13 protein-coding genes are annotated in these 21,373 nt (G+C 61.3%); 3 read left to right on the top strand and 10 right to left on the bottom strand.

The window, feature by feature from the left end; all coding sequences use genetic code 11:
- The first annotated feature begins 343 nt into the window (after positions 1–343).
- A complete protein-coding gene (locus tag ABTW55_RS17235) occupies positions 344–9,001 on the top strand; it encodes a glycoside hydrolase family 94 protein (RefSeq protein WP_060421942.1) in 8,658 nt (2,885 codons plus the stop codon).
- Positions 9,002–9,034: 33 nt separating this feature from the next.
- On the opposite strand, the gene elaB is transcribed toward ABTW55_RS17235, so the two are convergent.
- The 3 genes from elaB to idnO all read right to left on the bottom strand — a co-directional run bounded on the left by elaB (position 9,035) and on the right by idnO (position 11,246).
- A complete protein-coding gene (gene elaB, locus ABTW55_RS17230; RefSeq protein ID WP_025303653.1) occupies positions 9,035–9,346 on the bottom strand; it encodes a stress response protein ElaB in 312 nt (103 codons plus the stop codon).
- An 81-nt stretch (positions 9,347–9,427) separates the two neighbouring features.
- Positions 9,428–10,459: an L-idonate 5-dehydrogenase gene (gene idnD / locus ABTW55_RS17225; RefSeq protein ID WP_033653769.1), complete on the bottom strand. Its 1,032-nt coding sequence runs from the start codon at positions 10,457–10,459 to the stop codon at positions 9,428–9,430.
- A gap of 22 nt (positions 10,460–10,481) precedes the next feature.
- Complete coding sequence (gene idnO, locus ABTW55_RS17220) at positions 10,482–11,246, bottom strand: gluconate 5-dehydrogenase (protein WP_033648038.1); 765 nt, start codon at positions 11,244–11,246, stop codon at positions 10,482–10,484.
- 268 nt (positions 11,247–11,514) lie between these two features.
- Here idnO and ABTW55_RS17215 point away from each other — a divergent pair, with 268 nt between their 5' ends.
- Positions 11,515–12,498 carry a LacI family DNA-binding transcriptional regulator gene (locus ABTW55_RS17215; RefSeq protein WP_047571215.1) on the top strand — a complete coding sequence of 328 codons (984 nt, stop codon included), beginning with the start codon at positions 11,515–11,517 and terminating at the stop codon, positions 12,496–12,498.
- Here ABTW55_RS17215 and ABTW55_RS17210 read toward each other — a convergent pair.
- Together ABTW55_RS17210 and ABTW55_RS17205 are read right to left on the bottom strand one after the other, a co-directional pair.
- Positions 12,478–12,987: a DUF1097 domain-containing protein gene (locus tag ABTW55_RS17210; RefSeq protein WP_033648040.1), complete on the bottom strand. Its 510-nt coding sequence runs from the start codon at positions 12,985–12,987 to the stop codon at positions 12,478–12,480. The two genes, ABTW55_RS17215 and ABTW55_RS17210, sit on opposite strands and share 21 nt — an antisense overlap.
- Before the next feature lie 130 nt (positions 12,988–13,117).
- Complete coding sequence (locus ABTW55_RS17205; RefSeq protein WP_041036053.1) at positions 13,118–14,353, bottom strand: MFS transporter; 1,236 nt, start codon at positions 14,351–14,353, stop codon at positions 13,118–13,120.
- Between the two features lie 288 nt (positions 14,354–14,641).
- On the opposite strand from ABTW55_RS17205, the gene ABTW55_RS17200 reads away from it, so the two are divergent.
- The gene (locus ABTW55_RS17200; RefSeq protein WP_060421945.1) at positions 14,642–15,517 is read left to right on the top strand and encodes a LysR family transcriptional regulator; all 876 of its coding nucleotides are present in this window, start codon (positions 14,642–14,644) and stop codon (positions 15,515–15,517) included.
- A 59-nt stretch (positions 15,518–15,576) separates the two neighbouring features.
- Here ABTW55_RS17200 and nuoN read toward each other — a convergent pair whose 3' ends face one another.
- The 5 genes from nuoN to nuoJ all read right to left on the bottom strand — a co-directional run bounded on the left by nuoN (position 15,577) and on the right by nuoJ (position 21,366).
- Complete coding sequence (nuoN, locus tag ABTW55_RS17195; protein WP_033635324.1) at positions 15,577–17,034, bottom strand: NADH-quinone oxidoreductase subunit NuoN; 1,458 nt, start codon at positions 17,032–17,034, stop codon at positions 15,577–15,579.
- Positions 17,035–17,040: 6 nt separating this feature from the next.
- The gene (gene nuoM, locus ABTW55_RS17190; RefSeq protein WP_033648043.1) at positions 17,041–18,570 is read right to left on the bottom strand and encodes an NADH-quinone oxidoreductase subunit M; all 1,530 of its coding nucleotides are present in this window, start codon (positions 18,568–18,570) and stop codon (positions 17,041–17,043) included.
- A 95-nt stretch (positions 18,571–18,665) separates the two neighbouring features.
- Positions 18,666–20,513, bottom strand: coding sequence for an NADH-quinone oxidoreductase subunit L (gene nuoL, locus ABTW55_RS17185; RefSeq protein WP_015378577.1), 1,848 nt, complete (start codon positions 20,511–20,513; stop codon positions 18,666–18,668).
- Entirely contained in the window at positions 20,510–20,812 is a 303-nt protein-coding gene (gene nuoK, locus ABTW55_RS17180; protein ID WP_004936014.1) for an NADH-quinone oxidoreductase subunit NuoK, read from the bottom strand. The genes nuoL and nuoK overlap by 4 nt, the downstream gene beginning before the upstream one ends.
- Positions 20,809–21,366 (bottom strand): NADH-quinone oxidoreductase subunit J, encoded by a 558-nt coding sequence (gene nuoJ, locus ABTW55_RS17175; protein ID WP_019453717.1) that lies wholly within the window; start codon positions 21,364–21,366, stop codon positions 20,809–20,811. The genes nuoK and nuoJ overlap by 4 nt, the downstream gene beginning before the upstream one ends.
- Between the last annotated feature and the right edge of the window lie 7 nt (positions 21,367–21,373).

The following is a 21,373-nucleotide window of genomic DNA, read 5'->3' as shown; positions in this document are numbered from 1 at the left end:
TTTACACCTGCGACATTCTGAGCTCAATCCGCCCATACAAAAATCAGGGAAATACCCAGTGAGTTTATCCTGACGTATCTTCCCGCCACAGCAAGTCAACCTCCATGACATACCGTTGCTGATCGGGCATAGGTCAGAACGCCCCGCCTCGACAAATGTTTATTAAAATTAAACAATGCGATTAAATAACAGACACATCTCATTCTGAACAGCTATACTGGAAAGGTCTGTTCCTTCCTGCAACAAATCCACGCCATATGTTCCCGGCGCCAGATACAGGATGTTCACGCACTCCCAGCGGGTTTACCGGCTGCCCTTTTGGTCAGAAGTGAGGAGCTTTTGTGTGAAAGAAAAACTTATCAATTGGTTAAGAAGTCAACGCAAAAACAGCAAAATAAAGCCGCTCGCCGCCAGAAGCGCTAAAGGCGAACCGGAACCGCTCGGCGGCACCATCAAGGCCGAGCTGTTTTCCGTCGATCAGATGGAACGCTACGGCCAGCGTCTGGCACGCTCTCACAAACTGGCGACGCGTAAGACCCCCTACTATTTGCTGAAGCGGCTGGATCACAACGAACGGGTGCTGGCTGAGAGCTGCCGCCAGCTCAGCAACGGCAAAAAAAGCAGCATGACGCCCGCCGGGGAGTGGTTGCTCGATAATTACTATTTGATCGAAGAGCAAATCCGCGTGGTGCGGCATCACTTGCCTAAGACCTTTGGCCGCGGCTTGCCGCAGCTGACTGCACCGCACAACTGCCCGCGCATTTACGACATCGCCGCCGAAGCCATCACCCACGGCGACGGGCGCTGGGACGCAGAGAGCCTGACGCGCTATATCGCCGCCTATCAAAAGGAAACCAATCTGACGCTGGGTGAACTGTGGGCGCTGCCGGGCATGCTGCGTCTGGCGCTGATAGACAACCTGCGCCGCGTCAGCGTCGAGGTAGCGCAGGCTCAGCGTGAACGCAACCTGGCCGATGACTGGGTCAATAAAATGCTGGAATCGGTGGAAAACGATCCGGCCAATTTGATCATCGTTATCGCCGACATGGCGCGATCCAATCCGCCGCGCACCAGCGCCTTCGTCGCCGAGCTGGTGCGCCGTCTGCAGGGCCACGGCACCATGCTGGCGCTGCCGCTCACCTGGGTGGAACAGCGTCTGGCGGAGGTCAGCATGACCTCCGATGAACTGATCCACCGCTTCAACCAACAGTTGGCGGTCAGCCAACTGTCGGTCAGCAACAGCATCGCCGGCCTGCGCCAGCTGAGCGAAATGGATTGGGCGGAATTTGTGGAAACCATGAGCCTGGTAGATCAAACGCTGCGTCAGGATCCGGCTGGGGTGTATCCGATGATGCACTTCGACACCCGCGATCACTATCGCCACGTGATCGAAATGCTGGCCCGCCACAGCCCGCACGACGAGGTACAGGTTGCGCGACACGTGCTCAACATGGCGCGAGTGGCGGCGGAAGATCACGTCGGCGATGCGCGCAACCATCACATCGGCTACTACCTGATCGACGACGGCAGACCGGCGCTGGAACAGCAGTTGGCGGTACGCCTCAGCCGCATTACCCGGGTGCGCCACGCGCTGAACCAGGCGCCGCTGCTGTCCTGGCTCGGCAGCCTCAGCCTGCTCACCACCGCCAGCTGTGCGGAACTGTTGCGCCACGCGGCGGGCAGCGGCATCAGCTGGTGGGGATTGGCGCTGCTGTTTTTCCCGTTGGCGATCGTCGTCAGCCAATTCGTGCTTAACCTGCTCAGCGAGGTTACGACCCGCAGCCGGGAACCCCGACCTTTGCCGAGGCTCGATTTCTCCTGCGGCATTCCGGCCGAGTTCCGCACATTGGTGGTGATCCCCACCCTGCTCGACGAGAAAACCGGCATCGACCGGCTGCTCAACGCGCTGGAGGTCTGTTATCTGGGTAATGCGATGAAACACCTGCATTTCGCGCTGCTCACCGACTTTAACGACGCCCCGCATCAGCGGCAGGCTGACGACGCCGCGTTGCTGGCTTACGTCAGTGAAAAAATCGGCGCGCTGAATGCACGCTATCCCTGTGAAGGGCCGGGCCACTTTTTCCTGTTCCACCGCGATCGGCAGTGGAATGACAAACAGGGCGTGTGGATGGGGCTGGAGCGCAAACGCGGCAAGCTGAATGCGCTTAACGACTGGCTACGCAACCGCGACAACGCCTTCTCCAGCCTGGTTGGCGCCGGCCTTGAGGCTCTGAAAAACGTCAAATACGTCATCACCCTCGACAGCGATACCGTATTGCCGCGCGACACCGCTCACCAGCTGATCGCCGCCATGGCGCATCCGCTCAACCAGCCGCAGTATGACGAAAACAGACAGCGCGTGGTGGAAGGCTACGCCATTTTGCAGCCGCGCATGGCCGAAGAGATCCCGCGTTTTGGTCAGGGACGTTACGCCGCCTTATGCAGCAGCACGCCGGGCAACGATCCCTATACGCGCATGGCGTCGGACATTTATCAGGATCTGTTTGGCGAAGGCTCATTCATCGGCAAAGGCATTTACGACGTGGACGTGTTTGCGCGCAGCCTGCAAGGCACCTGCCCGGAGAATTTAGTGCTGAGCCACGATCTGCTGGAAGGTTGCTATGCCCGCTCGGGGCTGTTGAGCGATGTGCTGTTGTATGAGCAATATCCCAGCAACTATCTGGTCGACGTGGCGCGCCGTTCGCGCTGGATCCGCGGCGACTGGCAGTTGCTTAACTGGCTGCTGCCGCGGGTGAAAAAAGCGGACGGCTCACGCTGCGCCAACCCGCTGAGCGCGCTGTCGCAGTGGAAGCTGTTCGACAACCTGCGCCGCAGCCTGGTGGCCCCCAGCCTGTTGCTGCTTTTATTCTGCTGCCTGACAGGGTTGCCCAACACCGGTTACTGGCTGGCGGTGGTCTTTATCCTTCTGCTGCTGCCTTCCGCGCTGGCGCTGCTGCAGGACATCGCGCGCAAACCGCCACGCCGCCCGTTTCTCCAGCATGTGCGGCTGGCGCTGAAGGGCACGCTGCACCGGTTGGCACAAATCGGCCTGCGCCTCGCGGCACTCCCGCACGAAGCGCTGTACAGCCTGAAAGCGATCGCCGTTACCCTATGGCGCCTGCTGTTCAGCCAACGCAATCTGCAAGAGTGGACCAGCTACGCCCAGAGCAAAACGCGCCTGCGGGTGACGCCGACCAATTTCTATCGCGCCATGTGGGTCAATCCGCTGGCCGGGGCGGGGTTGCTTCTGCTCACCGCGTGGCATAACCCGATGGCGCTCGTCGTCGCCTTGCCGCTTTCCGCGCTGTGGGTATTCGCGCCGTTCTTGCTCTACTACCTGAGCCGCGAGCCGCAGCGCAGCAAAACGGCGATCGATGAGGAGCAACGGCGCTTCCTGCGCCATACCAGCCGCCAGACCTGGGACTTTTTCAACACCTTCGTCAATGCTCAGGAGAACTGGCTGCCGCCGGACAACTATCAGGAAATACCGGAACCGGTGATAGCGCACCGCACCTCGCCGACCAATATCGGTTTGTCGCTATTGGCCAACCTCACCGCCTGCGATTTCGGCTACCTGACGCTGTGCGAGGCGCTGCGCCGCATTGAACTGACGCTCGATACGCTGGATCGCATGGAGCACTATCGCGGCCATCTGTACAACTGGTACGACACGCGCACCTTAGAGCCGTTAAACCCGCGCTATATTTCCAGCGTCGACAGCGGCAACCTGGCCGGGCATCTGCTGACGCTCTGCGCCGGGCTGCCGGCGCTGGCCCAACAGCCGGTCATCGATCCGCAGCGGATAGTGGCCGGTCTGGGAGACAGCCTGGAACTGCTGGAACAGCAGTGGGGAAACGCAGCGCCGAAAAACCTGGCCAAACTGCGCCAACATTGGCAACGGGCGCAAAACAGCCCGTACGCCGCGCTGCTGCTTGAATTGGACGCCATGCGCAACTACAGCAACGGGTTGCAGGAGCCGGCGTTAAACCACGACGAAGAAACTAAACGCTGGGCCGGCGCGCTCCATCAGCAGCTTAATGAACTCTGTGCGGAATGGGCGCAATGGTATGGCTGGCTGAGCGATGCGCCGCCGGATCTGGCGCAGCCGCCCAGCCTGCGCTGGTTGGCCGACGCCCCGGCGAACCTGGGGCTTTCGGCCGAGCAACAAAGCCGGCTCGATGCCGCCGCCGCGCTGGCGCAACAGCGCCTGGCGCAACTCGGCAGCCTGCGGCAGCGGCTGGAAAAAATGGCGCAGATGGACTTCCACTTCCTGTATGACGAATCGACCCACCTGCTGAGCGTCGGCTTCAACTGCGACCATAACCGCATGGACAGCAGCAAATACGATCTGCTGGCGTCGGAAATCCGTCTGACCAACTACGTGGCCATCGCGACCAATCAGGTGCCGCAGCGCAGCTGGTTCGCCCTTGGCCGGCTGTTCACCGTCATCGACAAGGAGCCTGCGCTGATGTCGTGGAGCGGGTCGATGTTCGAATACCTGATGCCGCAGTTGGTCATGCCCGCCTATCCCGATTCGCTGCTGGTGCAGATGTGCCGCGCGGCGGTGGCGCGCCAAATCGCCTGGGGTAAGGAGCGCGGCGTCCCCTGGGGCGTTTCCGAATCCGGCTATTTCGGCTTCGACGCGCAGCAAAATTATCAATATCACGCCTTTGGGGTGCCCGGTTTGGGGCTGCGGCGCGGCCTGGCCGACGATATGGTGATCGCCCCTTACGCGACGCTGATGGCACTGATCGTTGAGCCCGTCGCCGCTTGCAATAACCTGCTGACGCTGGAACACAACGGCGCCAAAGGGCGATACGGTTTTTACGAAGCGCTCGATTACACCACCGCACGCCTGAGCCGCGGGCAACTGTACACGATCGTCCGCTCCTACATGGCACACCACCAGGGCATGGGGTTCCTGGCGCTGTCGCACCTGCTGCTGGATGCGCCGATGGTGGCGCGTTTCGCCCGCTATCCCGCCTTCCAGTCAGCGCGCCTGCTGCTGCAGGAACGCGTGCCGGACGCAGTCGAGCTCTATAGCCCGCGTCGTCATTTCGAAACCCACGAAGGCACCATCCAGCCGGCCAGCTTCAGCGCGCGTGAATTCACCCGCGTCGATACGCCGATACCCGAAGTGCAACTGTTGTCCAACGCCAACTATCATCTGATGCTGTCGCAGGCCGGCGGCAGTTACAGCCGGTGGCAAAACCTGGCGCTGACCCGTTGGCGCGAGGACGCCACCCGTGATAACTGGGGCGCTTTCTGCTACCTGCGCGATCCGCAAACCGGCGAAGTGTGGAGCAATACCTGGCAACCGATCGGCGGCGGCGGCGCCAAAGACTATCGCGCGGTGTTCAACGACGCCGGCGCCGAATTCCAGCGCCATCTGGGCACGCTTTCGGTCAAAACGCAGGTGGTGGTTTCGCCGGAAGATGATATCGAACTGCGCCGCCTGACGCTCATCAACCGCGGTAAACAGCCGCGCATCCTTGAGATCACCAGCTATGCCGAAGTGGTGCTGGCACCGGCCGGGAACGATCTGGCGCACCCGGCCTTTAGCAATCTGTTCGTGCAAACCGAGCTACTGCCAGACCAGGAAGCGATCCTGTGTCATCGCAGACCGCGCGAGCCCAAAGAGACGTGCCCGTGGCTGCTGCACATGATGACGGTACAGGGAAACAGCGCGCAAACCTCGTTCGAAACCGATCGCGGCATATTTATCGGCCGCGGCCGCACGCCGGCCAATCCGCAGGCGTTGTACCACAATGCGCCGCTGACCAACAGCGCCGGGCCGGTTATCGATCCGATCATCGCCATCCGCCAGCGCGTGGTGCTGGAACCCAACGTTCCGCTGACGCTGGATGTGTTTTACGGCGTTTGCGAGGATCGCGCCTCCTGTCTGGCGATGCTGGAAAAATATCGCGATCGCCACTTGGCGGATCGCGTCTTCGAACTGGCCTGGTCACACAGCCAGGTGGTGTTGCGCCAACTGAACGCCAATGAGGAAGACGCCAATCTGTTCAACCGTCTGGCCGGCGCCGTGGTGTTCCCGGCGCAGGAAATGCGCGCCGGCGGCGGTGAAATCATCAGCAACCGCCGCGGCCAGTCCGGGTTATGGGGGCATTCGATCTCAGGCGATCTGCCGATCGTGCTGCTGACGGTCAGCGACGCGGAGAATATCGCGTTGGTGCAGCAGCTGATCCAGGCACACAACTATTGGCGCCTTAAGGGGCTGCAGGTGGATCTGGTGATCCTCAACGAAGACGTCGGCGGCTACCGCCAGGATCTGCAAAATCAGATCATGGGCTTGATCGCCGCCGGCATGGAATCCACCCTGACCGACAAGCCGGGGGGCATTTTCGTGCGGACCAGCGAACATATGTCGCCGGAAGACCATCGTCTGCTGCTCAGCGTGGCGCGCATCTATCTCGACGACCGACGCGGCGGTTTGGCGGAGCAGCTCAACCAACGCCTGCAGCTGCCGCAAACCCTGCAACAGCCGCTGTCTCCGGTCACCGCGTCGTCGAAGCTGGCGACGGTAGACAACCTGCCGCGCAACCTGCATTCGCCGCAGTTGCCCGCCATCGAAGACCTGCAATTCTTTAACGGGCTGGGCGGATTCTCCAGCGACGGACGCGAATATGTCATTGCGATGAACGAGAACAAGATCACTCCGGCACCCTGGTCAAACGTTATCGCCAACCCGCTGTTTGGCACGGTTATCTCAGAAAGCGGTCAGGCCTATAGCTGGTACGAAAACGCTCACGAGTACCGGCTGACGCCGTGGGATAACGATCCCATCAGCGATCGCGGTGGCGAAGCGTTTTATCTGCGCGACGAGGAAAGCGGCCACGTCTGGTCCCCCACGCCGCTGCCGGCCCGCGGTCGCGGTCACTATTTGACGCGCCACGGCTTTGGCTACAGCGTGTTCGAGCACCGCGAAGGCGGCATCGACAGCCAGCTGACGATGCTGGTGGCGCAGGACGCGCCGGTGAAGCTGTTTTTGCTGACGCTGACCAACGGTTCAGGCCGCACGCGCAAACTCTCCGCCACCGGCTACATGGAATTCATCCTCGGCGATTTGCGCAGTAAAACCGCCATGCACGTCGTGACACAGGCCGCGACGACGACGGGCGGCTGCGGCATTCTGGCCACCAACCATTACGGCGGCAACGGTTCCGAGCGCACCGCCTTTTTCGGCGTTACCGGCGCCCACTGTTCCATTAGCGGCGATCGGCGTGAATTCCTCGGCCGCAACGGCACGCTGGCCAATCCGGCGGTGCTGAAACTGCGCCGGCTTTCCGGCAGGGTCGGCGCCGGGCTGGATCCGTGCGGCGCGGTACAGTCGGCGCTCAGCCTGATCGACGGCGATCAGCGCAGCCTGGTGTTCGTCCTGGGACTGGGACAAAACGCCGACGAGGCCGACATGCTGCTGCAGCGCTACCTGGATGAAGATCGCCTGCAAGACGAACGGCAACAGGTCGCCGCCTATTGGGACGGCATCCTGAATAAGGTGCAGATCGGCACGCCGCATCCGGCGGTCGATCTGCTGGCTAACGGCTGGCTGCTGTACCAAACTCTCTCCTGCCGCATTCAGGCACGCAGCGGCTACTACCAATCCGGCGGCGCCTTTGGCTTCCGCGATCAGCTGCAGGACACGCTGGCACTGACCCACGCCGCGCCGCAACGGCTGCGCGAACAGATCCTGCTGTGCGCCTCACGCCAGTTTATCGAGGGCGATGTGCAGCACTGGTGGCATCCGCCGCAGGGCAACGGCGTGCGCACCCGCTGTTCCGACGACTATCTGTGGCTGCCGCTGGCGATGTGTCATTATTTGGACGCCACCGGCGACGAGAGCATTTTGACCGAACAGGTGGGCTATCTGGAGGCGCGCCAGCTGGCGCCCGGCGAAGAGTCCGCCTATGAACAGCCGGCGCAGAGCGCAGTGCGGGAAAGCCTGTACCAGCACGGCGCGCGCGCGCTGAAACACGGCCTGACCTTCGGCGAGCACGGGTTGCCGCTGATGGGGGCCGGCGACTGGAACGACGGCATGAACAGGGTCGGGCTGGAAGGCCGCGGCGAAAGCGTCTGGCTCGGCTTCTTCCTGTTTTCCATCCTGCAGCGCTACGGCGATCTGGCGGAACGCCACCACGATGACGACCTGGCCGCACAGTGCCGCCGCCAGGCCGCCGCCCTGAAGGACAACCTGCACAACCATGCCTGGGATGGCGAATGGTACCGCCGCGGCTATTTCGACAACGGCGAACCGCTCGGCTCACACCTGGCCGCGGAGTGCCGCATCGACGCCATTGCGCAAAGCTGGTCGGTGCTGTCCGGCGCCGGCGATCCGCAGCGCAGTCGGCAGGCGATGCAGTCATTGGATACACATCTGGTCGACCCGCAGGCCAGGCTGATCAGACTGTTGACGCCGCCGTTCGACGGCAACGGCCCCGATCCCGGCTATATCCGCGGCTATCTGCCCGGCGTGCGGGAAAACGGCGGCCAATACACCCACGGCGCGGTATGGGCGGTGATGGCCTTCGCCGAAATGGGTGACATCGAACGCGCCTGGCAGCTGATGGCGCTGATCAACCCCATCAACCACAGCCTGGACAGCGCCGCCGCCGAACGTTACAAAGTCGAACCTTACGTGGCGACCGCTGATGTCTACGCAGTTGAGCCGCATATCGGCCGGGGTGGCTGGAGTTGGTATACCGGCTCGGCAGGCTGGATGTATCGCTTGATTCTCGAGTCGCTGCTGGGCCTGAAACGCCGCGGCGATCGGCTGACGATCGATACGCGTCTGCCGGCCGACTGGCCGCAATTCACGATCAACTACCGCGAAGGCGCCAGCGAATATCAGCTGGTCGTGCGCCAGGGAGAAGGCGAAACGCAGATCATCGTTGACGGCATCCCTCAGTCGGAGCCGACGATCGCGCTGCGGGACGACGGCAGGATCCATCAGGTGGAAGTGATTTTGGGGAAAGAAGATACGTAGCTGTCGGGCGGCGCAGGCCGCCGCCCGACGTCGTTATTTTCTGGCCAGCAGCAGTCCCAGCACCAGCCCGACGGTGGCGCCGATGCCTACGCTGTGCCAGGGTTTATCCCGCACGTAGTCGTCGGTGCGGTGTACCGCTTCTTTGGCGCGCGCATAGTAGGATTCGCCGGTGTTCGCCCAGCGCGCCTTAACCTCACTCAGCGCCTGCTCGGCGTGCGACTTGATGTCGATGTAGGCCTGATCCGCGCGATCGCCGGTATATTGCAGCACTTCTTCCAGCGTCTCGGTCAGCATTCTCAGATCGTCATCCAGCGTAGTTTGCTCAGCATCCGTATGTCTTGCCATAGTGAGATCTCCGTGGTTGAAAAATTAAGCGTTCCTACACTATAGACAAGGATCGCCGCCTGCGGCCATCGGACTTTTACCCTAAAACACCAATTGCACCTTGGCGGCCTGGCGCTTATCGCCGGCAAACTCCAGCGCCTGCGCCAGTTGCCCGCTGGCGAACTCCGCCGACAGCAACGGCAGCGGATCGACCACGTCGTCGGCCAGCCACGCCACCGCCAGCGCAAACTCCGCCACGAAGCGGAAGGATCCGAGCAGGTTCAACTCCTTGGCGATCAACAACATCAGCGGAAAATCGGGGAAGCTGGCGCCCATGCCCACCTGCACCACGGTGCCTTTGGCGCGGGTGATCTCCAGGCAGCGCTGCAGCGACTGCGGATGCCCCGCCACTTCGAAGGCGACGTCGAAATATCCTTTGTCCTGCTGATAACCGCTAACATCGTCGTCCGCGGCATGCAGGCACCGATCGGCCCCCATTTGCCTGGCGATCGCCAGGCAGCGCGGGCTGAGATCGGCACAGACAATTTCGGCGGCGCCCAGCGCTTTCAGCGCCGCCACCAGCAGGCAGCCGATCGGGCCGACGCCGGACACGAAGATCTTTTTCCCCGTCACGTCGCCGGGCTGCTTCGCCGCGTGGATCGCCACCGCCAGCGGTTCAGCGAACACCATCACCCTGTCGTCGCGATCGGCGCCGTAAGGAATGCACTGCGCGCTGTCCACCACTTTGTATTGGGTAAAAGCACCGTCGACGTGCGGAAAATACATCGCGCTGCCGAAAAAACGCATCTCGACGCATTGATTGCTTTGCTGCGCCAGACAGTATTTGCACTGCCCGCAGGGTTTGCTGGGATTGAGCGCCACCTTCTGCCCGACCGGCAGCTGCGGCGAATCGCTGGCGACCACCTCGCCGATCACCTCATGGCCCAGCACCATCGGCTGGCGCACCTGAAAATTGCCGACCCTGCCTTCCTGAAAGTAATGCAGATCCGAGCCGCAGATGCCGCCGCGGCTGATTTTCACCAGCGTTCCCTGCCCCCGGTAATCCACTTCTTGCGCAATCACCGCCACGTCGCGTTTGCCATTGACCACGCAGGACTGGGTTTGAATTTTCATCTCAACACTCCACGAAAAAAGGTTACACCGCCGCCGACATGCCGCCATCGACAAACAGCAGTTGCCCGTTGACGAAGGCGGAGGCGTCGGCGGCCAGGAACACCGCCGCGCCGATCAACTCCTGCGGATCGCCCCAGCGTGCGGCGGGCGTGCGTTGGGTCAGCCAGGCGGTGAAGGCCGGATCGTCGGCCAGCGCCTGCGTCATCTCGGTTTTGAAGTAGCCGGGGGCGATGCCGTTGACCTGAATGTTGTAGCGCGCCAGCTCCACGCACATGCCGCGCGTCAGCATTTTCACCGCGCCCTTGGAGGCCGCATAAGGGGTGATGGTGTCCCGCCCCAGCTCGCTTTGCATCGAGCCGATGTTGACTATCTTGCCGCGCCGGCGCGGCACCATATAACGCGCCACGGTTTGCGACACGATGAAAACCGCCTTCTGGTTGACGGCGATGATGTCGTCCCAGTCTTGCTCCGGAAACTCGGTGAACGGGTGGCGGCGTTGGATGCCGGCGTTGTTGATCAAGACATCTATCGCGCCGATATCCGCTTCGATACGATCGATGGCGGCATGCACCGCCTGGGAATCGGTGACGTCGAACGCCGCCGCATCGGCGCGCAAGCCCTCTTCGCGCAGGCGATCGGCGGCGTGTCGGGCATGTTCGTCGGTGGTGGCGTTGACCAGAATATGCGCGCCTTGCTGCGCCAGGCCGCGCGCCAGCAGAAAACCGATGCCGCGCGAGGCGCCGGTGATCAAGACAATTTTGTTATCCAGTGAAAACAGATTATTCATGGTGATTCCCGGCCATCAGGCCTCCAATCGGACAGGCCTCTATCTCAGCCGATTGTTACCGGTAAAAACGTGACGGAAATCACTGAACATCATGTTACGAAACCCTGTTACCCTTAACGTGATCTCACGCAGGCAGCAAGCGGGTAAAACTCAGTTATCCAATTGAAAAATAGCCATTTTCAATAGGAGCGCATTCATTGTTATCGCCAAATCGATTTGTTAACATACCGCTATCCACCCTTGCCGCGCCGCCCGTGAAGGCCACCGAATGAAACACCCTCGCGTTACGCTACAGGACATCGCACAATTGGCCGGCGTGACCAAAATGACCGTCAGCCGCTTCCTGCGCACGCCGGAAAAAGTGGCGGCCGACACCGCCGAACGCATTGTGCAGGTCATGCGGGAGCTGAACGTCACAGATGCCGATACCGCACAGGCCGGCAGAAAACCGCGCATCGGCGTACTGATCCCCTCCTTCAACAACCAGATCTTCGCCGACCTGCTGGCCGGCATCGAATCCGTTACCCAAGCGCGGGGTTACCAAACGCTGGTGGTGAACTACGATTACAGCCCGCAGCGGGAAGAAGAGCAGATCGCACAGCTGTTGAGCTACCCGATCGCCGGGCTGATCCTCACCGACTCTGCGCATACCTTGCGCGCAGAGACCTACCTCGGCGCCGCCAAAATCCCCCTCGCGCAGGTGATGGATCTCGACGCGCCGCCGGGGCGGATTGCGGTGGGGTTTGATAATGAACAGGCGGGGTATGACATGACCGAAGCGCTGCTCGCCAGCGGCAAACGGCATATCGTTTACTTTGGCGCCATGTCGGACGCCCGCGACAATAAACGCTATCGGGGGTACTGCCGCGCCATGGCGGCTCAGGGGCAAACGCCGCGCCAGATCACGCCGCATCGGGTCTCTTCGGTTTCGATCGGCGCCGACATGCTGGCGATGGCGCGCGAACGCTACCCGCAGTTGGACGGTATCCTGTGCACCAACGACGATCTGGCGGTGGGCGTGTTGCAGGCCTGCCTGCGTCTCGGCGTGCGCGTGCCGCAGGAGATTGCGCTATCGGGTTTTCACGGCCTGGATATTGGCCAGGCGACCACGCCGGGCATCGCCAGCGTGATCACGCCACGCTTTGACATGGGGAAAACCGCCGCTGAAATGCTGCTGCTGCGGATCGCGGGCGAACCCTGCGCCGAGCGCCACGATCTGCACTACCGCCTCTCACTCGGCGGCACCGTTTGAGCCGGCATTCGGGCTGACCGGCTGTGCGGCACGGGCTTTTTCGCTGCGTGCCGCCCACCACAGACCGCTGTTTTTCATCGCATAGCCAAACAGCAAGCCCACCAGCAGAGAAAGCGTCACCAGCGGCCAATCTCCGCCGCCGGCGAAGGTCGCACAGGCGCCGATAAAGGTGCCGGGCACAAACCCCAGCCACTGCTGTTTGGCCTGAATGCACATCAGGAACGCAACGACGCCGGTCAGCAGATACCCCAGCAGCTCCCACTGTGGCGCCAGTTCGCTGCCGTGGATGATCGCCATTGCCCAGAAGACGCCGCTGCAGCAGGTCAACGCGCCGATCAACAGCCCTTTCAGCCCGCCCTGCGGGCAGGCGAAATACGCCGTGCAGCCGAGAAAACCGGCCCAACCGATCAGCCCCAGGCTGACGGCAACCCAGCCCCACACGCCGGAGAGGATCCCGGTAGTAACGGCAATGGCGAAAAGAACGTTCATAAAGTGACCCGCGGCAAAAAGAAAGCGCGCAGTTTACCCGAAAGCCGGTTATTTCATGTGATTAAAATCACAATATAAATGCAATTAAAGAATAATTAATTAAATAAAAGAGACTTAAATCACAAAATTATTAACGTGGGAACCCTACACGTACCGTCATCCATGCCAACAACAGGCATACCGTGGTGCTGCTCAGGAACAGCAGATGGGTTGCCTGCTGCAGATCGACACGGTCGACCACGATCCCCAGCAAGATCGGCACCCAGTTGGCGATATAAGCGATAACGTAAAACAGTGAAAGCAAACGCGCATGGCTGGCCGGCGGCGAAATCAGGTTTACCAGGGTCGCGCTGCCGACGAAAATGGCGCCGTAAGCATAGCCGGCCACCACCAGGCCCGCAGCCGCCAGCCACAGTGAATGCCATTGGATCGCCGCAGCGAATACCACCGCCGCCAGCACCTGCGCCAGGCAACCGAACAACAGCGAATGACGGGCGTTAAGGCGGCGGCTCAGGATCTGGCTAATACCGGCGATCAACAGATACACCGCAATCGCATAGCCAAAGACGCCCCGCTGGTGCATGCCTAACAGCGTTTCCGCCACGCTGGGGCCAATAGCCAAAATGCTGGCGGCCAGAGCCCAACAGATAAACAGCGCCCCGGCACAGACAAAGAATTTACCGCCGGTGATACGCAGGCCATCGAGCAGCGTGCTTTTTTCTGTCGCCGTCGGCGCAGCGCGGGTCGGTGCCGTAACCACGCCACGCGGCCACGAGAACATCACGCCCAACGCCGCCACGGCGGCAATGATCATGATGAAAATGAACGGCAGCATCGTGGGATGAAAACCGGTCTGCAAAGCGATGCCGCTGAAGATCGGGCCCAGCGCCAACCCTGTGGTAAAGGACAACGTGGCGATCAGCGCGGCGTTTTTACCGCCATCTTGTGGCCCAAAACGCACCAGGGCGATGTTTGCCGCCCCGGTCAATGCCCCGGTGCCCACCCCGGCCAGCAGTCGCGCCATGAGCATCATGACAAAGGTATCCGCCAGCGCAAACAGCAGCGCACCGCTCAACACCACCAGCAATGCCGGCACGATCACGCTGCGCAAATCCTTCACTTTGCCGGCCAGATTGCCGACGCCGAACAAAGAGATCAGTACGCCGGCGGCGTAGGCACCGTAAACGACGGTCAGGCTGACGGAACTCAGCGCAAACTGCTGCTGATACAGCGGATAAAGCGGCGTCGGCGCACTGCTGTTCAGCAATGCCGACATCAAAGCCAGCGCCAGGAACAATAAAATGGTCCTGCGCGACGCCTGAGCATTTTGCGGCGCCGCGATCTGGCTGGCGGTATTTTCTGACATGTTTCAACTCCCAAAGTCGGCAGACGGCGGCCTGCCATCGACATCTTTCTCACCCGGCGGGCCGGGAACGGGGCTTATCATAGCGTTACGGCGGCGGGCGAAGTATCGTCAAGAATGAATCACCCTGATGCATTCTTGCATCACCGGAGAAATAACCGCCGATGTGCAGGCCGCTAGCCGTCTTTCTCTCCCCCAGGGCAGAGCAACGCTTTATGATATAACCCGTTATCATTCGTCCGGCCCGGCCTGTTTCCTACCGCGCCGACAAATCTGCAGAGAGGAAATGGCATGATAAATTGGGACGACGCGCGCTTCTTTTTGGCCGTCGCGCGCTGCGGCACGCTACGCAAAGCCGCCAGCCAGCTGCATGTCGATCAGGCGACCGTCGGTCGACGGCTGTCCGCTTTCGAGGACGCGCTCGGTTCCAAGCTGTTTATCCGCACGCCGAAATCCTTCGCCCTCAGCCCGTTGGGGGAAGAAATGCTGGCGGACGTGATGAAGATGGAAAATGCGGTGCAGGCGATCAACCGCAAAGCCGCCAGCGGTGACGAAAGCCTGAGCGGCAACGTGCGCATCGCCACCACCGATACCCTGGCCGAAGCCTTCGTGATGCCGGCGCTGCAAGATCTGCGGGAACGCTACCCCGCCATCACCGTCACGCTGTTAACGGCGCTGAACATCGCCGATATCTCTTACCACGGCGCAGATCTGGCGATCCGTGGCGCCCGCCCCGATGACGATGAGCTGATCATCAAACGCTTAGCCACCATCGAAATGGGTCTGTACGCCAGCCCACACTACCTGGCGCGGCGCGGCATGCCGCTCAGGGGCGAGCAGCTGCGCGGCCACGATCTGCTGATGTTCCCGCGCGATCTGGTGCCGCGCCACTGGAACAATTTCTGCGGCGAGGCCCTGCACGAGCCCAACGTGGTGCTGCAATGCAATTCGCAGCTACTGCTGCGTTCCGCCACCCGCAGCGGGCTGGGCATCGGCCTGCTCTCCGCGTTTTTGGCGGACAAAGACCCGGAGCTGGTGCGCCTGTTGCCGGAGAACAAAGACTGGGTGGATATCTGGCTGGTGCTGCATCCCGATTTGCAACGCGCCGCCCGCGTGCGCGCGGTAGTGCAGGCGCTGGAAACCTCGTTTAACGCCCATTACGGCTGAGTGCCGTTTCCCCATAAAAAAAGGCCGCCGAAGCGACCTTTTTATCGTTTGAAGCGTTATCAGAACGTCGGCTGCGCCATCTGCACCAGCGAAATCAGCGGCTGCGGATAGACGCCCAGCAGCAGCACCAGCGCGGCGGAGATCAGCACCACGACGCCACCGGCGGTCAACGCCCAGTTGTTCGGGGTATCGCGCTGCAGCGATTCCGGCGCGCTGAGGAACAGGCTGACGGTCACGCGCAGGTAGTAGTACAGGCCGATGGCGCTGCCTACCACGACTGCGCCGGTCAGCCACCACAGGTGTGCGCTGACGCCCATCGCGATCACGAAGAACTTACCGATAAAGCCCAGCGTCATCGGGATACCGGCCAGCGACAGCATCATCACCGTCATCACCGCGGACAAGATTGGCTTATGCCAGAACAGACCGCGATAAGAGAACAGTGAATCCGCATCCGGGCCGCGGTACGGGCTGGACATCAGGCTGACCACGCCGAAGGCGCCCAGGCTGCTGAACAGGTAACCGGCCAGGTAAACGCCGGCGGTTTCCAGCGACAGCTGATGGGTTTGCACCGCAATCAGCGCCACCAGCAGGTAGCCCAGGTGAGCGATCGACGAGTAGCCCAGCAGACGCTTGATGTTGGTCTGGCTGATGGCCATCAGGTTACCGAACAAGATGGAGCAGAACGCGATGATCGACAGCACCATGCGCAGCGCTTCGTTGTCGGCGGCCGGGGCATACAGGAACAGACGCATCACGACCGCGAAGATCGCGATCTTGCTGGCGGTCGCCAGGAAGGTCGAGACCGGCGCAGGCGCACCCTGATACACGTCCGGCGTCCACAGTTGGAACGGCACCAGCGACAGCTTGAAGCCCAGACCGACGATCATCATGCCCATGCCGGCCAGGATCAGCGGCTGGTGCATCATGTTTTCCTGCAGGCTCTTGCCGAGGCCGGCCAGCGACAGATCGCCGGATTCGGCATACAGCAGCGCCATGCCGAACAGCAGGAACGACGACGCGGCGGCGGACAGCAGCATGTACTTGATGGCGGCTTCCAGCGGGCGCTTCTGGCGGTAGGCGTAGCCCACCAGGCCGAACAGCGGCAGCGAGATCAGCTCGATACCGATGAACAGCGAAGCCAGATGGTTGGCGCTCGCCAGCAGGATGCCGCCCATGGCGGCGATCAGCACCAGCAGGTAGAACTCTTCGCGGTTATCCGGATAGCCGACCAGCCACGGATAGGCGAAGGTGCAGGTCGCCAGACTCGCCAGCAGCACCAGCCCGGTGTAGAACATCGAGTAACCGTCAACCCGCAGCAGCGGGGTGACGTCCATTGGGCCTGCCTGGCCGACAAAGTACAGCGAAAGCAGCGCCAGGTTGAGACCGATCACGGTCAGGGTGGCGTTGATAAAGTGGTCGCGTCGCCACGCAATGCCTAGCATCACAACCACCACCGTCAATCCGACGATCAACAGCGGCAGCAGTGCGATCAGTTGTTGAGGAGTTATTGTCATGGCGAATTACGGCCTTGTTGTTGAAATTGCTGAAACTGACGAACCAAACCAGTGTTGCACGTTGCTCATCGCCGCGTTGGAAGTATCCAGAATCGGCTGCGGGTAAACCCCCAGCAGAACCAGCAACACCACCAGCAGCAGAATGATGAACAGTTCGCGCGCGGTCATGCCCTGCAGCGGCTGGTCGGATTTAGGCGCACCGTAATAAGCGCGCTGCATCATGATCAGCGAGTAAACCGAAGCGAACACCAGACCGAAGGTGGAGATCACGGTGATCACCGGCACCACCTGGTAGCTGCCGAACAGAATCATGAATTCGCCGACGAAGTTACCGGTACCCGGCATCCCCAGCGTAGCCACGGCGAAGAACAGCGACAGCGCAGGGATGAACTTGATACGCCCCCACAGGCCGCCCATCTGACGCATGTCGCGGGTATGCAGGCGCTCATACAGCTGGCCGCAGATGATAAACATACCGGCGGCGGACAGACCGTGCGCGATCATCTGGATCACCGCGCCCTGATAAGCCAACTGGCTGCCGGTGTAGATGGCGATCAGCACGAAGCCCATGTGCGAAACCGAGGTGTAGGCGATCAGACGCTTGATGTCGGTCTGCGCGAACGCCATCCAGGCGCCGTAGAAGATGCCGATCACGCCCAGCCACATGGCGATTGGCGCAAACTCGTGCGAAGCCTCAGGGAACAGCGGCAGGCTGAAACGCAGCAGGCCGTAGGCCGCGGTTTTCAGCAAGATGCCCGCCAGATCGACGGAACCTGCGGTCGGCGCCTGGCTGTGCGCGTCCGGCAACCAGCCGTGCAGCGGCACCACCGGCATTTTCACCGCGAAGGCGATGAAGAAGCCCAGCATCAACAGATATTGCACGTTGTGGGACATCGGCGTTTGCAGCAGGTCTTCGTAATCGAAGGTCCACACGCCGGTGGCGTTGTAGTGCACGAACACCAGGCCCAGGATCGCAATCAGCATCACCAGACCGCTGGCCTGGGTGTAGATGAAGAACTTGGTCGCCGCGGTGATGCGGGTTTTACCGTCCGACGCCTTGTGGCCCCACAACGCGATCAGGAAGTACATCGGCACCAACATCATTTCCCAGAAGAAGAAGAACAGGAACATGTCGATGGCGAGGAACACGCCGATAACGCCGCCCAGGATCCACAGCAGGTTGAGGTGGAAGAAGCCCTGATACTTCTGGATTTCACGCCAGGAACAGAGGATCGCCAGCACGCCCAGCAGACCGGTCAACACCACCATCAGCAGCGACAAGCCGTCCAGCGCCAGGTGGATGGAGATACCGAAGCGCGGGATCCACGGCAGCAGGAATTCGCTCTGCCACTGCGGAATGCCTTTCGGCGTGGTCAAGGTATAGCCGCCCTGCAGCCACAGCTGCAGAGAGAGCGCCAACGTCAGCCCCATTGCGATCAGCGCTATCCAGCGCGGCACCTTAGTACCGAAGCGCTCAAGCTGCCAGCACAGCAGACCGCCGATAAAGGGGATAAGAATTAGCCAAGGTAATAGCATGGCGTTTTGTGTCCCTTATACGAATAATTTCAAACTTTGTACGTAGCGCCTGCCCGGCGCTACGCCCGAAAAATGCGTCTGTTTAAATTATTCAATTAAACCAAAATCAACAGAGCCAATACGACCACTGCACCCACACCCATAGACGCTATATACCAACGCACCTGACCGTTCTCACTCACCGTCAGACCGCGGTTCCCCCAGCGGGAGAAGACGGCCGGCAGGTTCATCAGCGAGTTCAGCGGATCGCGCTGCAGCAGCTTCGCAATGCCCAGGTACGGCTTGACGAACACTTTGTCATACAGCCAGTCGAAGCCCCAGGCATGGAACCACCAGGTCGAGAAGAAACGCCCCGGCGCGCTGTTGGCGATGCTGTTGACCAGGCTGCGTTTGCCCAGCCACAGCGCGGCCGCCAGCAGAATGCCGACGATAGCCACCACGCCGGAGGTGATTTCCAGCGTCAGCACGCTGCCGTGCGCCAGCTCGGTCGTCTCCGGCAACACGCCCTGCAACGGCGGCACGATCATCGCACCAACGAAGGTGGACAGCACCAGCAGAACCAGCAGCGGCAGGTGGTGAGTGATGCCTTTACCGGCATGCGCTTTGATTTTCTCTTCGCCGTGGAACACGATGAAAATCATACGGAAGGTGTACAGCGAGGTCATGAACGCGCCGACCAGGCCGGCCACCATCAGGTTGATGTGGCCGTTGGCCATCGCGCCCGCCAGGATCTCGTCCTTACTGAAGAAGCCGGCCGTGACCAGCGGCAACGCAGACAGCGCCGCGCCACCCACCAGGAAGCAGACGTACACCAGCGGGATGCTCTTGCGCAGGCCGCCCATCTTGAAGATGTTTTGCTCGTGGTGGCAAGCCAGGATCACCGAACCGGACGACAGGAACAGCAGCGCCTTGAAGAACGCGTGGGTCATCAGGTGGAAGATCGCCGCGTCCCATGCCTGCACGCCCAGCGCCAGGAACATGTAACCGATCTGGCTCATGGTGGAGTAAGCGAGCACGCGCTTGATGTCGGTCTGCACCAGCGCGGCGAAGCCGGCCAGCAGCAGAGTGACCGCACCGACGATGCCCACCAGGTGCAGCACTTCCGGCGCCATCAGGAACAGGCCGTGCGTACGGGCGATCAGATAGACGCCCGCGGTCACCATGGTCGCCGCGTGGATCAGTGCGGAAACCGGGGTTGGGCCCGCCATCGCGTCCGCCAACCAGGTTTGCAACGGCAGCTGCGCCGATTTACCGACCGCGCCGCCCAGCAGCATCAGGGTTGCCCAAGTGATGGCCGTATCGCCCACCGCCAGTTTCTGCGGCGCCAGGATCATCAGCTCGCGGATATTCAGCGTGCCCAGCTCGTTGTAGAGGATGAACAGCGCGAACGCCAGGAACACGTCGCCCACGCGGGTCACGATGAAGGCTTTCATCGCCGCCGCGCCGTTGGCCGGATCTTTGTAGTAGAAACCGATCAACAGGTAGCTGCACAGGCCCACGCCTTCCCAACCCAGATACATCAGCAGCAGGTTGTCCGCCAGCACCAAGACCACCATGCTGGCGATAAACAGGTTGGTGTAAGCGAAGAAGCGCGAATAGCCCTCTTCACCGCGCATGTACCAGGAGGCGAACATGTGGATGAAGAAGCCGACGCCGGTGACCACCGACAGCATGGTCAGCGACAGGCCGTCCAGCACCAGGGTCACGCCGATATTGAAGTTGCCGACGGCCATCCAGGTCCACAGGCTTTGCTCGAACAGCTGCACGCCGGCGGCTTTCTGGGCGAAGAAATCCATCGCCACATACACCGTGACCAGCGCAGCCAGGCCGATAGAGCCCACGCCGACGGTAGCCGCCGTGTTCTCAGACCAACGACCGCGGGAAAATGCCAACAGCAGGAACCCGATCAGCGGTAGCAGAATTGTTAAATATAATAGGTTCATCCGCGCATCTCACTGACAGTATCAATATTCAGGGTATGACGACGACGGTAGAGCTGCAGCAGCAGCGCCAGGCCGATACTGGCCTCGGCTGCCGCCAGGCTGATCGCCAGGATGTACATCACCTGCCCGTCCGCCTGGCCCCAGTAGCTTCCCGCCACGATAAACGCCAACGCCGCAGCGTTGATCATCACTTCCAGGCTGATCAGCATAAACAGCAGGTTGCGGCGCACCAGCAGCCCGGTCAGCCCGAGCACAAACAGGATAGCCGCCAGGATCAGGCCGTGTTGAAGAGGGATCATGCTTGCTCCTCCGATTTTCTTCTCGCCATTTCGCCACTCGCCGGCGCGTTGCTCAGCACCTCGCCAGGTTTGTGCTCGCGGCCGATATGGAAGGCGACAACCAGACCCGCCAACAGCAGCATTGAAGCCAGCTCAACCGCCAATACGTAAGGCCCGAACAGGCTGATGCCCACCGCCTTCGCGTCGACCATCTCGCCGCTGATACCCTGGTCGGATACGCTGCGGATCGCGACGATCAATACCACCAGCAGCGCCAGCGACAACAGGCCAGGCCCGATCCACACCGTCGGCTTCATCCAGTCGCGCTCTTGCTGCTGCACGTTGCCGAGGTTCAGCATCATCACCACGAACACGAACAGCACCATGATGGCGCCCGCATAGACGATGATTTCCAACGCGGCGGCAAAGTAGGCGCCGAGCGAGAAGAAGACTGCCGAGATCGCCAATAACGAGACGATCAGATACAGCAGCGCATGCACAGGGTTGGTATGGGTGATCACGCGAATCGTCGCGGCCACCGCAATCAAACCTGCCAGGTAAAATGCAATTTCCATGCTTGCT

The organism is Serratia sp. SM04 (genome assembly GCF_040280225.1).
GTDB classification, from domain to species: Bacteria; Pseudomonadota; Gammaproteobacteria; order Enterobacterales; family Enterobacteriaceae; genus Serratia; species Serratia sarumanii.
Note: the sequence above shows the minus strand (reverse complement) of the source record. Positions and strands in the feature narration are given on the sequence as shown.